General features: G+C 46.8%; 13 protein-coding genes. 3 read left to right on the forward strand and 10 right to left on the reverse strand.

Translation table 11 applies throughout. From position 1 onward, the window contains the following. The 8 genes from JO943_RS14280 to JO943_RS14315 form a co-directional block, all read right to left on the reverse strand. Entirely contained in the window at window positions 1-1,503 is a 1,503-nt protein-coding gene (locus JO943_RS14280; protein ID WP_005226465.1) for a UvrD-helicase domain-containing protein, read from the reverse strand. A 9-nt stretch (window positions 1,504-1,512) separates the two neighbouring features. Beyond that, complete coding sequence (hisIE, locus tag JO943_RS14285) at window positions 1,513-2,280, reverse strand: bifunctional phosphoribosyl-AMP cyclohydrolase/phosphoribosyl-ATP diphosphatase HisIE (RefSeq protein WP_032870588.1); 768 nt, start codon at window positions 2,278-2,280, stop codon at window positions 1,513-1,515. A 91-nt stretch (window positions 2,281-2,371) separates the two neighbouring features. Then, window positions 2,372-2,752, reverse strand: a complete 381-nt coding sequence (locus JO943_RS14290) for a VOC family protein (protein WP_202741151.1) — start codon at window positions 2,750-2,752, stop codon at window positions 2,372-2,374. Window positions 2,753-2,764: 12 nt separating this feature from the next. Then, window positions 2,765-4,081: an FAD-dependent oxidoreductase gene (locus tag JO943_RS14295; RefSeq protein WP_202741152.1), complete on the reverse strand. Its 1,317-nt coding sequence runs from the start codon at window positions 4,079-4,081 to the stop codon at window positions 2,765-2,767. Between the two features lie 120 nt (window positions 4,082-4,201). Next, complete coding sequence (locus tag JO943_RS14300; protein ID WP_005226478.1) at window positions 4,202-5,821, reverse strand: ABC1 kinase family protein; 1,620 nt, start codon at window positions 5,819-5,821, stop codon at window positions 4,202-4,204. 18 nt (window positions 5,822-5,839) lie between these two features. After that, window positions 5,840-6,514, reverse strand: a complete 675-nt coding sequence (locus JO943_RS14305) for an SCP2 domain-containing protein (protein ID WP_202741153.1) — start codon at window positions 6,512-6,514, stop codon at window positions 5,840-5,842. A 10-nt stretch (window positions 6,515-6,524) separates the two neighbouring features. Further along, window positions 6,525-7,466: a bifunctional demethylmenaquinone methyltransferase/2-methoxy-6-polyprenyl-1,4-benzoquinol methylase UbiE gene (gene ubiE / locus JO943_RS14310; RefSeq protein WP_005226482.1), complete on the reverse strand. Its 942-nt coding sequence runs from the start codon at window positions 7,464-7,466 to the stop codon at window positions 6,525-6,527. A 211-nt stretch (window positions 7,467-7,677) separates the two neighbouring features. After that, on the reverse strand, window positions 7,678-8,385 hold the full coding sequence (locus JO943_RS14315; RefSeq protein WP_188382619.1) for an FFLEELY motif protein: 708 nt from the start codon (window positions 8,383-8,385) through the stop codon (window positions 7,678-7,680). A 207-nt stretch (window positions 8,386-8,592) separates the two neighbouring features. Between JO943_RS14315 and JO943_RS14320 the strand changes: the two genes are divergently transcribed. Then, window positions 8,593-10,011 carry a phosphate--AMP phosphotransferase gene (locus JO943_RS14320; RefSeq protein WP_202741154.1) on the forward strand — a complete coding sequence of 473 codons (1,419 nt, stop codon included), beginning with the start codon at window positions 8,593-8,595 and terminating at the stop codon, window positions 10,009-10,011. 22 nt (window positions 10,012-10,033) lie between these two features. Here the strand turns inward: JO943_RS14320 and JO943_RS14325 are convergent, their stop codons facing one another. Both JO943_RS14325 and JO943_RS14330 read right to left on the reverse strand, forming a co-directional pair. Next, window positions 10,034-11,326, reverse strand: a complete 1,293-nt coding sequence (locus JO943_RS14325) for an MFS transporter (protein WP_202741155.1) — start codon at window positions 11,324-11,326, stop codon at window positions 10,034-10,036. A 266-nt stretch (window positions 11,327-11,592) separates the two neighbouring features. After that, on the reverse strand, window positions 11,593-12,099 hold the full coding sequence (locus JO943_RS14330) for a hypothetical protein (RefSeq protein WP_005226490.1): 507 nt from the start codon (window positions 12,097-12,099) through the stop codon (window positions 11,593-11,595). 190 nt (window positions 12,100-12,289) lie between these two features. Between JO943_RS14330 and JO943_RS14335 the strand changes: the two genes are divergently transcribed. Together JO943_RS14335 and JO943_RS14340 are read left to right on the forward strand one after the other, a co-directional pair. After that, window positions 12,290-15,991 carry an exodeoxyribonuclease V subunit gamma gene (locus JO943_RS14335; protein WP_202741156.1) on the forward strand — a complete coding sequence of 1,234 codons (3,702 nt, stop codon included), beginning with the start codon at window positions 12,290-12,292 and terminating at the stop codon, window positions 15,989-15,991. A gap of 3 nt (window positions 15,992-15,994) precedes the next feature. Further along, on the forward strand, window positions 15,995-19,708 hold the full coding sequence (locus tag JO943_RS14340) for a UvrD-helicase domain-containing protein (protein WP_202741157.1): 3,714 nt from the start codon (window positions 15,995-15,997) through the stop codon (window positions 19,706-19,708). Window positions 19,709-19,825: the final 117 nt, after the last annotated feature.

Raw genomic sequence — 19,825 nt, forward strand, 5'->3', positions numbered from 1 at the left:
TTAACCTGCGGACTGACGAAGACTTGCGGGCGCTCGCTGTTTTAATTGTTGTATTAAGTCGTATAAATGATGAATATTTAAACTTACTTTAGCACGCGTGCAGGCCACGTAAAGTAGTCTTAACTCTTCATCTGTAATTTTATGTTCCATTCCATTTATTTTAAACTGGTAGTCATCTTCGATATGCACACGGTTCCACTCCAGTCCTTTGGCTTTATGGGCCGTCGAGATGACATAATCCGCCTGCTCAATCGGCGTGATTTTTGCCAGTGCCCGTTTTAGTGGATCGGTACCATGATCATCGACCAGCTTGACTAAGGGCTTGATATCACTGCCATCATTGGTTTCACAATACTCATGCACATCATGCCATGAGTTAAACCAGGCCAGTTCAGGCACATCGGTGATGCGTTTGCCTTGTTTCAGCAAACTAGCAGCATCGACAAAGCGGCTGAGTTTTTGATGATCGGCTTGCAGGCTGACTTTATCCCCATGCACCAGACCCGAAAGCAGTAACTCCATGGCACGGGCATTGGTCCGGCACAGGATCGCATCCCGCATTTTGGTGTGTGGCTTGTTGACGACACTCGATTTAACATTGGGATTGCCGAGTAAGGGTACGGTCTCATTCAATGCACCGAGTAAACTATTGGCCACATCGGCAATCGCGTCACCAAAACGGAAAGAAGTGGTGAGACGACTTTCCGGTAAGGGCATTTGCTGCATGGCATTGATTGCTCCACGCCATGCATAGATTTGCTGATGGGCATCGCCGACATAAATCACCTGGGTACTTTTTTGACGTAGCAAAATGCCCAGCATCAATGGATCGGCATCCTGCGCTTCATCAAACAGCACATAGTCTGCTGGAATATTCGGTTCCGATAAGGCCCATAGTTTCAGGTAAATATCATGCCCAATGCCCGCCTGATGATTGGGATCAATCGATTCCAGCCAGCGACGTTCTACCGCAGGGTAAAGATGCTGCTGTAAGGCTTCAATGTCATCCAGATGTAACCAGCTCGGTGCCTGAATATGACGTGGGGCCGGGTATTGGGAACTGGTCGAACAAAAATAGCTGACCGCATTGGCCACCAGACTGGCCAGACGGCTGGGCATCAGGACATATTTTTCATAACGTCCACCCATCAAGCGGCGCAGCGTAATGGGCTCCAGGCGATATTCTTTGGCAATAAAACTTGGGCTGAGACGGGGTAGACGTAACTTGTCGGTGACTCCACGTGGAACACTGCGAAATGCCAGTGAGTGGAAGGTGCGACAGTTTACGTTGCCATGAAATTTATTTTGTGCTTCTGAGGCAATCGCCTTGTTAAAGGCCAGATACATACCACGCCGTTCAGGCATGGCATCACTGATCATTTGCAAAGTGGTGGTTTTACCTGTGCCAGCATACGCAATCACTTTAAAAGACTGGCCTAAACGGGCATTGTCTATGGCAATCGCTTGCTCATAGGTGGCTTTTGGTTTTTCTATATTTGACACAGGCTCTATTTACGCTTCTTGACTACGGTTCGCTTTTTCAACTAAACCAGACAAACCTTGGCGACGTGCCAGCTCATCCAGTACCACTTGCGGATCAAGGTCGAAATAACCCAGCATCACAATACTGTGGAACCAGAGATCGGCGACTTCATAAACCAGATCGTGTTTATTTTCCAGTGAGGCAAGTACGGCATAATCTTTGGCAGCGATAATGCTTTCGACACTTTCCTCACCGACTTTTTCTAAAATTTTATTGATGCCTTTTTTGTACAGGCTAGCCACATAAGAGTTGTCGGCTTTGGCATGCTTACGCTCCTGCATGAGGCGGCCGAGATAAGCAAGCACATCCACCTGTTCATTTTGCACCTGATCATGCGCTTCAACTTTTGCCGATGCGCCATAAATCGCCGTCGGATCTTTGAGTTGGGCATCTACGATTTCCCAGCCTTGTGGGGTGAGTTTGCGATAGAAGCACGATTCACGGCCAGTGTGACAGGCAATGCCACCGTGCTGTTCAATTTGTAGAATGATGACATCGGCATCGCAATCGAGACGAATTTCATGCACGGTTTGAAAGTGCCCTGATTCTTCGCCTTTGTGCCAGAGTTTTTGACGTGAACGCGAGTAATACACCGCCTGATTTTTTTCAGCAGTCAGTTGTAAAGCCTCACGATTCATCCACGCAACCATTAACACTCGACCTGTTTGATGATGTTGTGCAATGGCAGGAACAAGACCATTGGAATCAAATTTAACTTCATCTAACCAGTTTGACATGAGTGAAAATCCATTGGGTGGAAAGCAGCTAGTGTAGCGTTTGTGGCTGGGGTTGGCTATGCTTGCAGGCTAAAAAATCGCGGATAGGGCATTAAAGAGCGTTCGATATTTCAATCAGATTCTGATCCGGATCACGGAAATAAATCGAAAGGATTTTTCCCATTGCCCCTGTTCTTTGTACAGGGCCTTCAATGATTTCAATCTGCTGGGCCTGAAGATGTGCAATCACCTCATTGAGTGGCGTTTCCGCAATAAAACATAAATCGGCTGAACCTGGCGTTGGTCGAAGTGCTTTAGGTTCAAATTCTTTGCCTGCTTGATGCAGGTTAATTTTTTGATGACCAAATTGTAGTGCCTTGCGATTTTCACCGAAAACAATGACTTCAAAATTCAGGGCTGATTGATAGAACTTACACGTCGTCTCAATATCGGCAACGGTCAGAACCAGATGGTCTAAATGACTAACTTTCATATTTCACTACACTTATTCATATTCAGGAACTGGTGCATGGGGATGCTCGAAAGCCTGCTTTGATCCAGCATAATGTGCAACTTGCTGATAATCCAGTTGTTGAAACAGTCCTATCTTTAAGCCTGAAATGGTGATGGCCATTTCTTTACGAAAATAGGGGATTTGATACAGCCAAGGGAAGGTCAGATCGCGTATGCCACCTGCCCACCAATGATCGGATTGATACAATGGGGTTAATAATCGGCTGAGAAACTGGTAGAACCGGGTCGAAGAACGACGATGTTGATGGTAGTGTTGCCAGAGCATGGGCCAGTCAGTTTGCTGATGAGGGGTTGCAGCCTGTAAGGATTGAGAAAAAGCCCAGGCATCCAGTAAAGCCATATTGGCCCCTTGTCCCAGTTGTGGACTCATGGCATGGGCAGCATCACCAATCACGCCGATTCGCCCTTGTCCAAATTGTGACATCACCACATCACGGTATTGAGCGGAAAGCCATTGCGGTTGATTCTGCTCATTCGTCAAAAGCTGTTTAAGCCAGTCTCCAACCTCAGGCCAACGATTACCGACTTGCTGTAACCATTGCTGTTTCGCCGACTTGTCTTTGAGAAAAGCGTCCAGTTGCGCGGTCGGCAGACTCCAGAACACACTGGACAATCGTTGTTGTGGAGCAGACGGGATGGCACCTGTGGGCAGCACACCCATCATGATTTGGGAACGGTCATAGAATTGATGCAAAATTTCAGGATTTAAGTTTGGGCATTCTGGCACGATGCTCCACGCCGCACCCCATGGATAAGCCTGATCCACTTGAACCCATGCTTTGGGGCGTAACTGGCTACGGGCACCATTGGCAATCAGGACGGCATCAAAATCTTCATCAAATTTCTGTTGCTGATGCGTACCGAATAGCCGAACTGCATGGGTACTTTCCTGAATCGAGTCGATTGAGTGATTCATCCGCCAGGTGACATGACTAGAATATTCGGCCAGCTTTTGGGTGAGGACGTGACATAAAGTTGCGCGATGAATGCCGAGTCCATACAGATTGCTGCCCGCTTGATGATAATGGCTATTTACCAACAGTCGTTTATCTGCAAGCTGGCCTTCTAAGCCAGTCACTCTGGCACCGAATTGAAGTGCATGCTCCAGTACACCTAAATGCTCAAATACGGCTAAGCCTGCGGGTTGTAAAAGTAAGCCTGCACCAACTGGCGAAAGCGTCTCAACTTGCTCGAATAGGGTGACGTGATGGCCTTCGCGTGCCAGTAGAATGGCGCTTGCCAAGCCAGCTGTACCCGCACCGATAATCGCAAAATGAGGTAATTTCATTATTTATTCTTTTCAGACTGTTATCAGATCATTTCATCATGATCTTAACTGATCCCGGTCAGTTTGAAAAATGAATCCTGAGGCATAAAAAATCCCTTGTCTAAGCAAGGGATCTGAACCTTATTTCATGATGCGCCACAGGGCAATCAGACTACTCAGTACAATCAGAACAATGGAAATAAACCACGGTGTAATAATCGCAATCGTCAGTAAAATCAGCATGCTGCTGCCAAACATCCAGCTACGTCTTTGCTGATGCTGCATTTGCAAACGCATTTGCTGGATTTCACGCAGTTGTTTGTCATGCCACGCCGACTGATTTTTTAAACCATTCAGACTGTCGATCAGCAGGCTTGGAATATCTTGAGCCCCCAATAGCAGATCTGGAATTTGTTGGCCCAGTTCTTTCATGTTCTTGACCGGGTTCATATTGGCCTTGACCCATTCGGTTAGAATCGGTTTGGCCAGTTTCCAGATATCCAGTTGCGGGTAAAGATCTGTTCCCAGACCTTCAACATGCACCAGTGTCTTGAGCAAGAGCATGAGTTGCGGTGGAATTTCCAGATGGAAACGACGTGCAATATCCATGACCTGAATCAGGATACCGGCGAAATCCAGCTGGTCCATCGGCTTTGAAACCATTGGCCCGACCGTACGGCGCATTTCACGCGATAAGGCATCCTGATCTGTGCCTGGCGGAATCCAGCCGGCCTGATGCACGATCTGGATCAGTTGCATAAAGTTGCTGTTCATCACGGCCAGCAACATACGTGCAACGGTCATTTGGTCATGCTTGGACAGCTCACCCATGATGGCACAGTCCAGCGCAATAAAGCGTGGATTGCTTGGGTTAATGGTCTCGACAAAGACATTGCCCGGATGCATATCTGCATGGAAGAAGTTATCGCGGAACACCTGGGTGAAGAAAATGGTCAGGCCTTTTTCTGCCAGATCGGCGCGATCCATGCCCAACCGGTCAAAGGTCGCGATGTCCGAGATCGGCACGCCGGTAATCCGTTCCGCCACCATCACATCTTTACTGTCCATATAGACTTCAGGCACGTACATCATGCTTGAACCGGTAAAGTAGTGACGCATACGACGGGTATTGTCGGCTTCCAGGCTCAGGTCCAGTTCATTTAAAATGATCTGGCGATAATCTTGAATGATTTCAGACAAATGTAAGGCACGGGCTGCTTCCAGACGGTTTTCCAGCCAGTCGCCTAACCAGGCCAGAATTTCAAAATCTTGTAGAATCTGACTGCGAATATCCGGGCGCGTAACTTTCACTACCACTTCGCGACCATCATGCAACGCCGCTGTATGCACCTGTGCAATCGAAGCGGCAGCAAGCGGCTGTTCATCAAAGCGTGAGAACAGGGTGGTGACATCCGCTTTTAGTGATTCCTGAATCCGTTGTTTTGCCAGTTGCGTGTCATAGGGCTTAACCTGATCTTGTAATAACACCAACTGCGATAAGACTTCTGGTGGAATCAGGTCGCGGCGTGTAGACAGCAGTTGTCCCAGCTTAATCGCCAGCGGCCCCATGTCTTCAAGTGCTTCTTTCAGTTTAAGCGGATTTTTCTTTTCACGACTTGACCAGGCCGCGGGATGCATTTTAATGATATTTAAGGCATGACGTGCTTTAACCGGTAATTCTTCCGCAGGGAACAGGGTATCAAGGCGATAGTGTGCTGCGATACGCCAGAGTTCATGTAACCGTTTAACATGCGGAATCATATAAAGTCTTACCTAGTCTTATGTGGGTTGCTTTGGTGGATTAACTTGAGTATTGAGCTGTTGAAGCTTGGCTTCCAGACGATCAATTTCCTGATTGAGCTGGCGGGTCTCCCGGTTGAGATCATCCATTTGCCAACGTGGGGCAAATAAGCCACTGTCTTCTTTTAAGGCATCTTCAACAAAAAATAAATGGCTTTGCAGGGAGCGTTTTAACTGTTTCGGTGCAAGTTGCACTTTACCCAACTCATGTGCCAGTTGTGGGCCGATCCACGGGGATAAATGCGCTGCGAGATCTGGCTCGGCCTGCTGCATGATTCTCTGAATATCCTGCAATAAGTGATAATCACCTTGCAATGGAATATTGCCAATCTGATCCATGTCGCTGAGCAATAATTTAACCAGCTCAACCGTATTTTCAACATGTAAGGTTGCAGTTGCATCCGTAAGTTTATGTTGAGGATCAAAAGGGCGCTGTTCAAAAATAGAAGGGCTTTGACTTCGTCCCGTCACGGTCGGTTCGAGACGAACTCTATTCTCATCAAAAAACACATCAACCGAGAGTTGTGGGCTATCGATCACAACACGTAATAATTGACCTTGTAGCTGATTGAGCTGCATGCGGGTAATCGCATCCAGATCAATCACATGATGAATGATACGTTCGACTGCACCGAGTGCTAAAATCGACCACATATCTTAAACCTTAAAGTTTGAATCCACGATGAACCGCAACAATACCACCAGTTAAGTTGTGGTAGTCACAGCTTTGGAATCCGGCATTTTCCATCATCCCTTTCAGGGTGCGCTGGTCCGGGTGCATACGGATCGATTCAGCCAGATATTTGTAGCTTTCTGAGTCATTGGCCACCAGTTTGCCCATGATCGGCAAGGCGGTGAATGAATACAGGTCATATAGTTTTGAGAATGGCTCAAACACGGGCTTGGAAAACTCAAGAATCAACAAACGGCCGCCTGGCTTAAGCACGCGATACATGGCTTGTAACGCAGCATCTTTATCAGTCACATTACGCAGACCAAAGCTGATGGTGACCAAGTCAAAACTGTTGTCTGCAAATGGCTCTAAAGTTTCAGCATTGGCCAGTACGAAATCAACATTGGTACAGCCAGCATCAATCAGACGGTCACGGCCGACATTGAGCATCGATTCGTTGATGTCTGATAAAACCACATGACCTTGCGGGCCAACTTCACGGCTAAATACTTTGGCTAAGTCGCCTGTACCACCGGCAATATCCAGTACGTGCTGACCACGACGAACGCCTGACATGTTAATCGCAAAGCGTTTCCAGAGACGATGAATACCAAATGACATCAAGTCATTCATGATGTCGTATTTGCTGGCAACGGAATGGAACACTTCGGCAACTTTTTGTGCCTTGTCATCACTACTCACGGTTTGATAACCAAAGTGTGTAGTTGCACCAACGTTGCCAGTATTGGCACCACGCGGCAAATTATATTTTGGGATTGAAGCTGTTGAGGTCGGTGCAGCATCTGGTTGTAAAGACTGTTGCTGACCTTGAGGGGTGCCTTGTGGCAGTGGCGTGTTTAAGAAAGGGCTGACTTTGTCTGAACTTGGGTTTTGCTCAACTTCTGGGGTAGGCTGTTGGTTTTCGTTAGACATTGTTTTCTCCTAAACTTTCGCTCTAGCGGCACGAATCAGCAAGCATGATGACAGATTTTGTATCTTTTTACAGGGTTTCGCATGTAATTGATATGAATAATATACAGAAAGTCACTTTCTCAAAAGGGTTTTAATTTTTCTTAAGATTTGAAAAGACTCATTTTTCTATTTCAGCCATAGCCAGGATGGCTGAAATAGAAGCAGACTTATCCTAGTCACGGAAGGGATTCGGATGTCCTGCATGAACTTTATCAATGATTTCCCGCTCTTTTTCACTGAAGGTTTTGATAAAGCTTGCCGCAGATTTCATCGGTTTCATCGCAGCAAAACCTTCCTGAATAAACTCATACATGCCATCAAACTGGTATTTATGCGCAATACCTTTACACATTTTAAAGGCCGCATACATCATGGTTGAACGCATATATTTATCCAGTGTCACGCCTAACTCATCCAGAAGCTGCAGTTGTTCATACCGTGCCTCGCCCTGATCCAGTTTAATCAGGGTCTGGCGCATGATCTCATCCGTTAAAGGGGTTTCGAGCGGATAATCTTCTAACAGTTGCTGGGCCACCTGTTCATCGAGTCGTGTTGCAAGTACCGCTAAGCTCACTGATTTAGTACCTGTTTTAATCGCATTTTCAGGCAGCAGGCTTTCGGCTTTATGGGCATATTTGAGCAGGCGTTCGATTTGTTGCGCCATGGCATCAAAGTCTGGCCCGCCATATAAGCGGTTTAAAAAGTACGCTGCCATAAGCTGGTTTTTCGGTTCGGCAAAGAATTCGGCATGTGTCTCGGCAATCCGTGCTTTCATCCATGCCTGTACTTCATGCAATCGCTGCGCAACCGCTGGATTCTGGTGGTAATTCAAAGATTGATATTCTAATAAAAGTTGATCAAATGCAGCGAGTTTTGACATGTTCGAACTCAAAGAAAATAAAACGATAAAATCATAGGTATCATCATAGCGGAGAACCATGACAGCATAAACTTTAAATGCTTAATAATTGGTCAGTATGGGCGTGTCGTGACAGTCAACATAAACTGTACACGGGTTTTTGCATGAACATTTATAGTTTGAACGATACCTATTTTAATTTTAATAATGAGCCAGTTAGAGCAGCACATGAGTAAACAACAACCGACATTTGAATTGCGTGATGAAGATGAACTCTCTTTGGACCTGATCGAGGCGCAATATGCCTTAAAAGAAAGCCGCGACAAAAAGAATGCCAAAAGTGTACTGGTTCTGGTCAGTGGCATTGAGCTAGCAGGTAAAGGAGAGGCGGTTAAACAGTTACGTGAATGGCTGGATCCACGCTATTTACGGGTCAAGGCAGATGCACCGCAGTTTTTATCCAATAACCAGCCATTTTGGCAGTCCTATAGCCGCTTTATCCCGGCTGAAGGGCAGATCGTGGTGATGTTTGGTAACTGGTATAGCGATTTGCTCACCACTGCGATGCATGTATCCAAGCCCCTGAATGAACAACTGTTTGATGGCTATATTGAACAAATGCGAGCCTTTGAGCATGATTTGCAGAATAATCATGTCCATATTGTCAAAGTCTGGTTTGATTTATCCTGGAAATCGCTACAAAAACGCTTAGACCAGATCGATGCTTCGGAACAGCGCTGGCATAAATTACACGGACTGGATTGGCGTAATAAAAAACAATACGATACCTTGCAGGGCTTGAGCCAGCGCTTTACCGATGACTGGTTTGTGATTGATGGTGAAGACGAAAAGTTGCGTGATCAAAGTTTTGCCCAGTATCTTCTGCAAACCTTGCGGGAGTTGCCTGAACACCAGACCAAAGTGAGTCAGAAGTGGCAACAGGCCGAGATTCCCCAGCACTTGCTGGAACCAGCGCAAGCCAGCTTGGAAAAACAGGACTATAAAGCAGAACTGCGTAAACTGAGCAAGAAAGTGGCCGAAAAGCTACGTTTTGATGAACGTAAAGTCGTGATCTGCTTTGAAGGTATGGATGCGGCAGGTAAGGGTGGAGCAATTAAACGCATCGTCAAAAAACTCGATCCGAGAGAATATGAAATCCATACCATTGCAGCGCCGGAACGTTATGAATTGCGCCGACCTTATTTGTGGCGTTTCTGGAATAGATTGAATGATAGCGGCAAGATCACCATTTTTGACCGGACCTGGTATGGGCGGGTACTGGTTGAACGCATTGAAGGTTTTGCCTCTACAGTAGAATGGCAGCGTGCCTATAACGAAATTAACCGTTTTGAAGAAAATCTGGTGGATAGCCAGACCGTGATCGTCAAAATCTGGCTAGCGATTAGTAAAGAGGAGCAGGCGCTCCGCTTCAAGGCACGTGAACAGACACCGCATAAACGTTTTAAGATCACCGAAGAAGACTGGCGTAACCGTGAGAAATGGGATGATTATCTCAAGGCAGCGGCGGATATGTTGGAACGGACCGATACCGATTATGCACCGTGGTATGTGATTGCAACGGATGATAAATATTCAGCGCGGATTCAGGTTTTAAAGGCGATTTTGCAACAACTGAAGGCGGATTAATCCGCCTTTCAGCTAACTTCAATTAATTGTTATTTACCAGTTGGGCGCTATAGCTGCGATGTTGGCGGAATACGATCAGTGTCGCGATTAAACTGGTGATCGCGGCAAACATCAGCCAGAAAGCAGGCATGCTCTTATTGCCTGAGCTCTGTACCAGATAGGTGGCGATCATGGGCGTAAGCCCGCCAAAAATCGAGGTGGCAAAGCTATAAGCCACCGAGAAACCAGCAATGCGGACTGAACTTGGCATCATTTCAGCCAGTGAAACCACCAGTGCGCCATTGTAGAAGCTGTACAGCAATGAGAACCACAATAACACCATCAGCATGTGCGACAGGCTAATGGTCTGGGTGAGCCAGCTGAGTAAAGGATAAGCACTGATAAAGATCAACAAGGTGGTTGTGATTAAAAGCGGTTTTCGACCAAATTTATCGGAAAGATGTCCGCCAATCGGTAATAAAATAAAGTTGCTCAGTCCAACCATAATGGTGGCGATCAAGCTTTCGGTACGGGTCAAATGCAGTACCTCTTTACCGTAGGTCGGGGTATAGACGGTAATGAAGTAGAACATCGTTGTCGTGGTTGCAACCATACACACACCAGCCAGCACGATTTTCCAGTTGGCTGCCAAGGTAGTTAGAATTTGTCGGGTACTTGGATGCTCTTTACGCGAGGCAAAGGCTTCTGTTTCAGCCAGTGACTTCCGTAGCCAGAAAATAAATGGAATGATGGCACAGCCGACAAAGAAGGGGATTCGCCATGCCCAAGCATCGACCTGGGCCTTGGTAAAGACCAGACTGACGATATAACCCAATACGGCGGCAAAAATTACCGCGACTTGCTGACTGGCAGATTGCCAGCTGGTGATAAAACCACGGTTATGCGGCTCGGCAATTTCGGACAGATACACCGAGACCCCACCGAGTTCTACCCCAGCCGAAAAACCTTGCGCAAGACGTCCGGCAAAAATCAGGACAGTGGCTGCAAAGCCGATACTGGCATAGCTGGGGGTAAAGGCAATGATTAACGAGCCAAATGCCATAATGCTCAAGGTCACCATCAGGCCTTTACGGCGGCCGATCCGGTCTACATAAGGACCCAGTACCAGTGCACCAATCGGACGCATCAGAAAGCTGACCGCAAACACTAGAAAGGTTTTCATCAGTGCGGCATAACTGCTGTCGGAATGGAAGAATGTCTCGCCGATGGCCTGGGCATAAAGACCGAACAGGAAGAAGTCGTATTGTTCAAGGAAGTTCCCGCTGGTCACATTAAAAATGGCACGGACACGAGAGGGGGATTGGCTGGTTTGCACAACGACGCTCCATCATCTAATTATCTTCGAGATGTGGAGATTAAAAATACAATCTTTATGAAAGCTTAAAAAATTAAGTGAATATTAACGTAATTGTGGTGTTTTTTTATGGATCTGTTGGCCTGATGTAACTAAGCACATCTAGGTGAGCAATAGACATGAAAGCTAATAAGCCGGATTCGGAATATTTTTTAATTCTATTTTGAAGCACTTAATTTCATTCATCAAACAGCAGGTATGCGAACCGATACCTGCTGCGATAGAACTTACGCTACGATGGTGGTCCGGCTTTTCTGCTGAATCCGCTTGGCAAGGTTATAGCAATCCTGCACATGTGCTTCAGTGATTTTGCGCATCATGAAATAGCCCAGACTGGCCGCAACCAGTTGGCCGCCCAAAGGAATAAATTTAGTTACCTGTTTGGTGGCAATTTTAGTGAAAAAGCCATTAAACGACTTTTTCATCGCGGTACGTGCCACCACAAAACCTGAAAACTCGAATCCGCGTTTACGTAATTCATCCCAGTGAACTTTTTTGGTTTGAGGGTCATACACACTGATATGTTCGGGTGCCAAACCAAAGCGGGCATTAATATCCGGAATGATCTGGGTCAGCATGCCCAGGTCGACTACCACATCAAAGAATGGAATCGGTACAATCGCTGCACCTGCTGACCAATATGCACGCTTTTTAGCCATTTCTAAACATTCGTCACGGATCTGTTCCAAGTTTAAGCTTGGGTCAATCGAATCAGGAATTTTTTCAATTTTCATAAAGTTATACCTAAAGTCTATCCCTTGATAGTACATTCAATACGATTGAATGGTGAATTTCAAAACAATTTTTTTGTTGGATTGTGTATTTAACGTGACTTCATGATATGAAGTTGAATGTTGTATAGTGAGCATTATGGACGGTTTCGTGCAACAAAATGATCATTTTTTGATGAGGTTATATTAATACATGGGTATTCATGTTATTCAAAGTCAACGCCTTGAAGTGTTATTGCAAGGTGTGATGGCATCAATTACCCAACCCGGCGATTCCCCCTTTCAGGTGTTTAAAACCCAGCATTTTATTGTTCCGAGTCCTGCACAACAACAATGGCTGACGCAGAAAATTGCGGAACAGCAAGGCATGACTGCCAATTACCAGTTTCATCAACGTATCCGTGGTTTCCAATGGTATGCCTATCAGCAGGTGCTTGAAAATAAAGAGCAGGTGCGCAAGGCCAATATTCCACGATTAATTTTAAAATGGCGTATTCATCAAGCCTTACAGCCCTTTATCCGTGCTGATCAACTCGATCTCGCCACAGATCATCCTCTCTATTCGATTGTGCAGCGCATTTATGACAGCGCAGCCCAATTACCGCATGGCACAGAAAAACAGTTAAAAAAGCAGAGCATGCTGTATTGGGTAGCGGAACAGGTGTCGCATCTGTTTAATAACTACATGATTTATCGTGGTCATTGTCAGAAAGGCTGTCGTAGTGAATGCAGTTGCTCAAGTAACTGGCTCTCCACCTGGGGGCAGAATAAAGCACTGGATATTGAACAGCTGATTGCCAAGACGGATCAACAGACCTCAGCCTTTAGCTTAAACCAGACCGAGCAACTGGAAGCATGGCAGCGCTGGTTATGGCAAAACTATTTCCATGATGACTTTATCGAAATGCAGGGGATTGATGCTGATTTCTGGCAGACCTTAGCGCATGCGCAGACCCGGGAAAAAGCGCTGGCACAGTTACCGAATCAGGTGATCGTTTTTACCGTACTGGATTTGCCACCCAGCCAGCTGCAGTTTTTACGACGTTTAGGTCAATATCTGGATGTGGTGATTTTGCACTATAACCCGTCACAGGAATATTGGGCGGATAGCGTCGATCCGCTATGGAAACAACGTTATGATCTCGGGGTAAAAGAGCGGTTTATTGCCAAGCATCCCAAGGCAACCGATGCGGAAATTGCTGCTTTCTTTGAGCGCTTTAGTTTAGGGTTTAATGCCTTGAATCGTGAATCTCGCCATCCCTTACTGACCCGTTTAGGCAAGCAGGCACGCGATCACTTCTCCCTGTTATCACAACTGGCAACCGGTGAGGAAGGCAAATGGATTGATGCCTTTGAGGATTATTTCCCAGAGACGCTACTGGGCAAAATCCAGTCGGATATTTTCTATCTGGCTGAACCTGCCCCTGAGCAATATGAGCTGGCGGCGGAAGATCATTCTATCCAGTTTCATGTCTGTCATTCCAGCTTAAGACAACTCGAAGTGTTAAAGGAGCAACTGCTACATTGGTTGTCACAAGCAGATACGACGCCGCGCCGTCCAAGTGATATTCTGGTTCTGACCCCGAATCTGACCGAGCTTGAGCCTTTGATTCGTAGTGTGTTTCCTTCCGTGCCCAATGATCATGATGTGTTTTTACCGGTTAAGATTGCGGGTGTGGCGCAGCTGGATGCACTCAATGCCTGGCGGGCAGTCTTGGGACGTTTGCAACTGACGCAAACCCGAATGACCCAAGATGATTTTGCGGACTGGCTGAACCTGTCGGCAACCCAACAGCGTTATGGACTAGATTATCATCAGGCCCAACGTATCCTGAGCTTATTAAATGAAGCCGGTTTTAAACGCGGTCTGGATGAAGAACATCTCAAGCATAGTTTAAGTGCCGATGATCAGGACTACCGTTATAGCTTTAAATTTGCTTTAGACCGTCTGGCTTTAGGTATTGCCGTACCTGCTCATGTAATGGTGCAACAAACTTTAAGCTATGCACTGGTCCAGCCGGGTGATTTTGAGCTGATTGGCATCCTGATTCAGATTTATCAGGATTTGTCGCTGCGACGTCACTGGCTGGTGGCGCATGAGCAGGGGCAGCGCTTGCCGGTAGTCACCTGGCTCAAACGCCTGAAAGCAGATGTTCAGGAATTTGAGCAGGCCGATATTGTTGCTTTAAAGGCGGTACGTGAGATTATCCAGAAGCAGGAGCGTATGCTGACGCTGGCCAGTTATTATGAAGAAATGGAAAGCCAGTTACGTCAGATTTCTTTGCCTTTGCCTTATATTATTGAAGAAATTCAACGCACGCTGGAGAGCCAGTCAGCGCAGGTTGAACCTACCGGACAAATTACCTTTAGCCAGATCGGTCAGATTCGTCCGATTCCTTATCGGCTGATTGTGATGCTGAATCTGGATACCGGAAAGTTTCCAAACCGTGATAGTCATATTCCCTTTGACCTGATGGATGCATTACGTCAGCAATTGGGGGACCGTTCCCGTCTGGAAGATGATCAGGGTGCCTTTTTAGATGCGGTGTTGCTGGCACAGGAACAATTATGGCTGTTCTATAATGGCTTTGATGTGAGTGATGGGGAAGTGCGGGAGCCATCCAGTGTGTTACAGCATTTCCGTGAGCATTTGGCACTGATTATAAAGCCACCCCTTTCTAAATCTCTCTCCGAGGGAGAGTCTTTATTGGGTGAAATTTCTCTCAGCCCAACTTTAAACAAGGGCGATTCTGCGATGGTGGCGGATTTGTCTAAGGAATTTGCAGCCTTGCAGCTCCCGACACAGCTTTATCCCTTGTACCATATTCATCGCTTACAACCCTTTGATCCATTAGGTTTTATGGCAGAACAGCGGCATAGGCGTTTTCAGGATCAGTGGTTTAAGGTTGCTGCACAGATTCAACAGGACAAAGGTGACCGGGCAGCTTGGGTCAATACGGCTTATCCGGTTGAGAATCATGAGATGCTGATTCTGGATGGCCAGCAATGGATTCAGGATGTGACCTTTCCTGCGCGTTTGTACTTAAAAACTTTGGGTGTAGAAAACCTGAGTGCAACAGAACTCGTTGATCAAAGCGAGCCATTATTGCTGGATGGTTTAGGGAAATATGCCATTCGCCATTTCCTGCAACAGCAGGAGCACAATTCTTCACCTCAGCTATTACAGGATCAGTTACCTGTCGGCAAAGTCCAGCAAAGTGCCTGGCAGCAAAGCTGTCTGGAACAACAGCGTTTACTGGAGCGCTTGCAGCAACATGCCGCAGCGCCCACTGTAACGACCCAGCGCGTTTGGCGTGTATCCAAACATTTACAGATCGGGTGTACCACCCCGAAACAGATCGGTCAGGACTGGATTAGTCTGGATGCCTCCAGTGCCCGAGCCAAGCGTCTTGCCAAAGTCTGGCTGGAATACCTGTTGTGGCTAACGGTACTGGATCACGAGACTGCCGCTGAAAAACGCCGTATTGTGGTGTTTAGTGATCAGACCGTGATTTGTGAAGGCTTAAGTTCTCAGCAAGCACGTACTTATCTGCAAGACTGGCTGGAACTATGGCAGCATGCCCAGCAACAGCCTGTGGTGCTACCTGCAGCCTTGATGTTAAAGCCACTGGAAAAAGGCAAACAGCATGAATGGTTTGAGCTGGATGCGAAACAGATTTTAGTCGAGGACAGTCAAAAGCAGCTACTGAAAGACTGGAATGATACTGGCGACTTTTCCGGCTTTGATATGAGCCAGAATGAAGCCTGCAAGTTACATCGGGACTGGCAGTTTATTTTGCAGGAACAGGATGCTGCAGCATTATTACAATATGCTTGTGATCACTATTCCTATAGGCTGTATCAGCCAGTGTTTGAATTTTTACGAGTGGAGTAAGGCATGAACGCGCGCTATCCTGTGTCTTTTCAACCGATTCGTGATATTCAGTTCGAAGGCCTGCACCTGATTGAAGCTTCGGCGGGAACAGGCAAAACCTATACCTTGTCCAGTTTAATGGTACGAATTTTCTTAGAAAAATATTTGCCGAATCAGGTGATTGCCACCACCTTTACCCGTGCAGCGGCTGCCGAGCTAAAAAGCCGTATCCGTTTACGTCTGGTCGAGATGCAACAGTATCTGGAACCACTGCGGACGGTGCTGGAGCAGGATATCCAAGTTTTGGCTGCACAAGAGTCAGACCCGCTTAAACAGCAGGTATTGCAGACTTTTGCACCGCGTATTGCCTATGCCTGTGAACGCTTGAAACTGGTGATTGACCAGCTGGATGAACTGTTTGTCGGGACGCTGGACAGCTTTAGCCAGAAGCTGCTCAGAGAGTTTGCTTTTGAAAGTGGCAAGATCGAAGCGGCGCAGATTACCGATGATGCAAAAAGCTATACCCGTCAATTGATTCATGATGTGTTGCGTGAGTGGATTCAAGCTCAACCGCAACAGGTGATTGATGCACTTTATAGTGTAGGCGGTCTGAAGAGTGTGGATCATTTTGTATCCATGGTCGAAAGCTCCCTGAATTTTAGTTCGGCTCAGTTCAAGTTGCCGGCCATGCCCGAGATTGAGCTGGCCCAACTGCAGCAGTGGCAACAGCAAGCTGAACATATTCAACTGGAGGCGCTTGCGGATTATTTCGATCTAGACGGTGTGCATTATGCGCATATCAATGGCAGCTCTTTCCGTAATCATGCTTTCAACAAGCTGTTTACCGTGCATTGTCCAGCCCTATTAAATGCCTTGAAACAAGCATCACCGCTACAGGTGTTTGATACTTATTTTGAGGCTGATCGCGATGCTATATTCAAGTTTTTAGACAAGCTCGACAGCCAGAAAATTTTTAAGAAATGTCCTGCAGACATTAGTGATGGTTTTTACCAGCATCCTGCGATCGTACAGCTACAGACACTCTGTCAGGCCCTACAACAGACACAGCAGCAATTTGAGCAGTTGCAGGTGTATCTAAAGGCCTATCTGTGTATTGAAGTCAGAAAAAGGTTGCCTCAGGTTTTACAGCAAAAGGGTGAAACCACATTTTCCCAGCAAATTAAAACCTTGTCTGAAGCTTTAAAAGGCGAGCAGGGACAACATTTCGCGGTATTTGTACAGGCCCGTTATCCGTTAATTCTGGTGGATGAGTTTCAGGATACCAATCAGGATCAGGATGATATGCTGGCCAGTATCTGGCGACATCCGCAGCGCTATCAGAAGGGCTGTATGATCATGGTGGGAGATCGTAAACAGGCGATTTATGGTTTCCGTGGTGGGGATATGCTGACTTTCCTGAATGCCCATCAGGATATTATGGCGAAGCAGGGCTGCGTCTATAAACTAATTCATAACCATCGTTCAGTAAAAGAACTGGTAGAAGTGGTGGATGTGCTGTTCCAGCGGCAGACTGATTTTGGTGAGCAGGTGCTTTATGACCCGATTCAGGCAGGGTCACGTCCACATCCTGCCCTGATTGAAAATAACCAGATCAATCCTGCACCATTACGCTGGTTACAGCTACAGGATGGCAATGAGCAGGCGACCCAAGTGGCCTGGAAAATACAGACCCTGCTCAATCAGGCCCATGCCGCAGAATTATATTTGGAGGATGAACATCCTAAAGCCATTTGCGAAGATGATATTGCGGTCCTTTCCCGTAGCCATCGCCAGCTGGATGAAGTGCAATACGTACTGGAGCGTTTGGGCATTCGTGTCAATCGTCCTTCCAAACGCAGTGTGTTTGATTCAGCCATTGCACAAGATGTCGGGGCATTGTTGACTGCCATTCTTCATCCTTATGATGAAGCTAAATTGAAACGTGCCTTACTCAGTCGTTTATTCGGTTTTGACTTAAGCAGATTATTGGCGCTGGAACAGAGCGCAGCAGGCTTGAGTAACTATATCCAGCAGCTGGATGAAATACGGGAAATGTGGCTCAATCAGGGTTTTCTGGCGGCATGGCAACGTTGTCTCAACCAGTTTGGTATCTGGCAGCAACTGGTGGCAACGCAAAGTAAGGACAATGAGCGTGCGGTGGTCAATTTACGCCATCTCACCGATATTCTGAGTCAGCACAGCGAACATGTGCAAGGCATACAGAACCTGTATCACTGGTATCTCAAGCAACTACATTCACCCAGTGACCGTGAATGGGAGCTCGAACATAAACTGTCCAGTGAAGCCGGTGTGCAGTTGATGACGATTCACCAGTCCAAGGGGCTGGAATATAAAATCGTGTTTCTGCTCGGTGCCAATAAAGCCTTTTCGGAAATGCAGAAAAGTTTAAACTTTTCCACTGCCGAGATTCAGCATCCGGAAACTGGACAGGTCCGCACACAACGGGTGGTTGCAGTCGCCGATAAAAACTTTCTGCAGCAGGCTGAACTAGATCAGCATCAGCAACGCGCGCTGGCTGAGCAAAACCGCTTATGGTATGTGGCGCTGACCCGTGCCAGCCATCGGGTCTATGCGGTATTTGAACCTGAGAAAGGCGATAAAAACAGATTTTCCGGACTGGCATTCTGGAAGAACCAAGGCGATGCTTTCCAGCATCCTTGCTGCGCAGATGAGGCTTTGGTACTGGAACGGCCTTATGCCACCTACCAGCAGCAAGGCAAACAGAAGTTCCCGCTTGCTGCCCAGCCCTTACCGGAGCAACGCTTTTACGCACGTGGCAAGACCAGTTTTAGTTATCTGGCACAGCATCTCAAACATAAGGCCAATCGTGTTGATCGCTTGGCGAATACCGATGCCGACTTTGAACAGGCAGAAGATGAACTGCATCTTGCCACTAGCCAAGCCTTAGCGAGCTCTCAACCGATTGCATGGATTAAACAGTATTTTCCGAAAGGCACGCTGGCCGGCAACTTTCTGCATGAAATCTTCGAGCAGATTGATTTTCAACGTCCGGAAACGTGGATTGAGGAAATTCGCCGCCGTTTTAAAAATACTTATCAAAGTTTATGGGTCGAATTGCTTGAACAGTATCAGCAGCAGTTTCCGGAGCAGACGCAGCCAGAACAGCAACTGTATGAATGGATCGCTGACTGGTTGCAGGATGTGGTGGTGACGCCCCTCTATCAGGGCTTTCAATTAAAGCAACTGCTTGCGGGACAATATCTGTCGGAATGTCCTTTCTATCTGGCATTGTCGGATCGGGTACTGGCCATGCAGCGTGTACAGCAACTGTTTGAAGAGTACGGCATCCACATGCCCGAACTGCTTGAGGCCCGGTCTGCCCGCTATCTGAATGGTTCCATCGATCTGGTTTACTTTGACGGTCAGCGCTACCATATCGCCGATTATAAAAGTAATTATTTAGGCACGGCCCAAGCCGATTATCAACATGAGCAGATCGCAGAAAGTATGTCGCTTTCCAGCTACTGGCTACAAGCGGCTTTATATCTGGTGGCGTTGCATCGCTATCTCGGAGTGAAGTTGCAGAATTACAGCATTGAGCAGCATTTGGGTGGTGCATCTTACTTGTATTTACGGGGCATGAATGGGCAAGCACAACAGGGTTGTCTGTACTGGAAACCTGAAGACGAATTTATCTTGCGTTTAGACGCCATTCTTGGATATTTCTCTGAGGATAAAGCTGGAAAAATGGTGTAGATAAAATGTGTGAATTTAAACTAAACAAAAGCTTAACTTGTGGATAAGACTGTTTATAACCTTGTGGACAAGCGTGTGGGTAAGTTTGAGGATAACTCTGTGGAAAAGCATGTGGAT

It is taken from the genome of Acinetobacter sp. 'aerobic (ED)' (genome assembly GCF_904886855.1).
Taxonomy (GTDB): Bacteria; Pseudomonadota; Gammaproteobacteria; order Pseudomonadales; family Moraxellaceae; genus Acinetobacter; species Acinetobacter courvalinii.

Excerpts from the sequence above, each read along its gene's own strand:
- hisIE (WP_032870588.1), bottom strand. The coding sequence starts at position 2,280 with ATGTCAAACTGGTTAGATGAAGTTAAATTTGATTCCAATGGTCTTGTT.
- JO943_RS14290 (WP_202741151.1), bottom strand. The coding sequence starts at position 2,752 with ATGAAAGTTAGTCATTTAGACCATCTGGTTCTGACCGTTGCCGATATT.
- JO943_RS14295 (WP_202741152.1), bottom strand. The coding sequence starts at position 4,081 with ATGAAATTACCTCATTTTGCGATTATCGGTGCGGGTACAGCTGGCTTG.
- JO943_RS14300 (WP_005226478.1), bottom strand. The coding sequence starts at position 5,821 with ATGATTCCGCATGTTAAACGGTTACATGAACTCTGGCGTATCGCAGCA.
- JO943_RS14305 (WP_202741153.1), bottom strand. The coding sequence starts at position 6,514 with ATGTGGTCGATTTTAGCACTCGGTGCAGTCGAACGTATCATTCATCAT.
- ubiE (WP_005226482.1), bottom strand. The coding sequence starts at position 7,466 with ATGTCTAACGAAAACCAACAGCCTACCCCAGAAGTTGAGCAAAACCCA.
- JO943_RS14315 (WP_188382619.1), bottom strand. The coding sequence starts at position 8,385 with ATGTCAAAACTCGCTGCATTTGATCAACTTTTATTAGAATATCAATCT.
- JO943_RS14320 (WP_202741154.1), top strand. The coding sequence starts at position 8,593 with ATGAGTAAACAACAACCGACATTTGAATTGCGTGATGAAGATGAACTC.
- JO943_RS14330 (WP_005226490.1), bottom strand. The coding sequence starts at position 12,099 with ATGAAAATTGAAAAAATTCCTGATTCGATTGACCCAAGCTTAAACTTG.
- JO943_RS14335 (WP_202741156.1), top strand. The coding sequence starts at position 12,290 with ATGGGTATTCATGTTATTCAAAGTCAACGCCTTGAAGTGTTATTGCAA.
- JO943_RS14340 (WP_202741157.1), top strand. The coding sequence starts at position 15,995 with ATGAACGCGCGCTATCCTGTGTCTTTTCAACCGATTCGTGATATTCAG.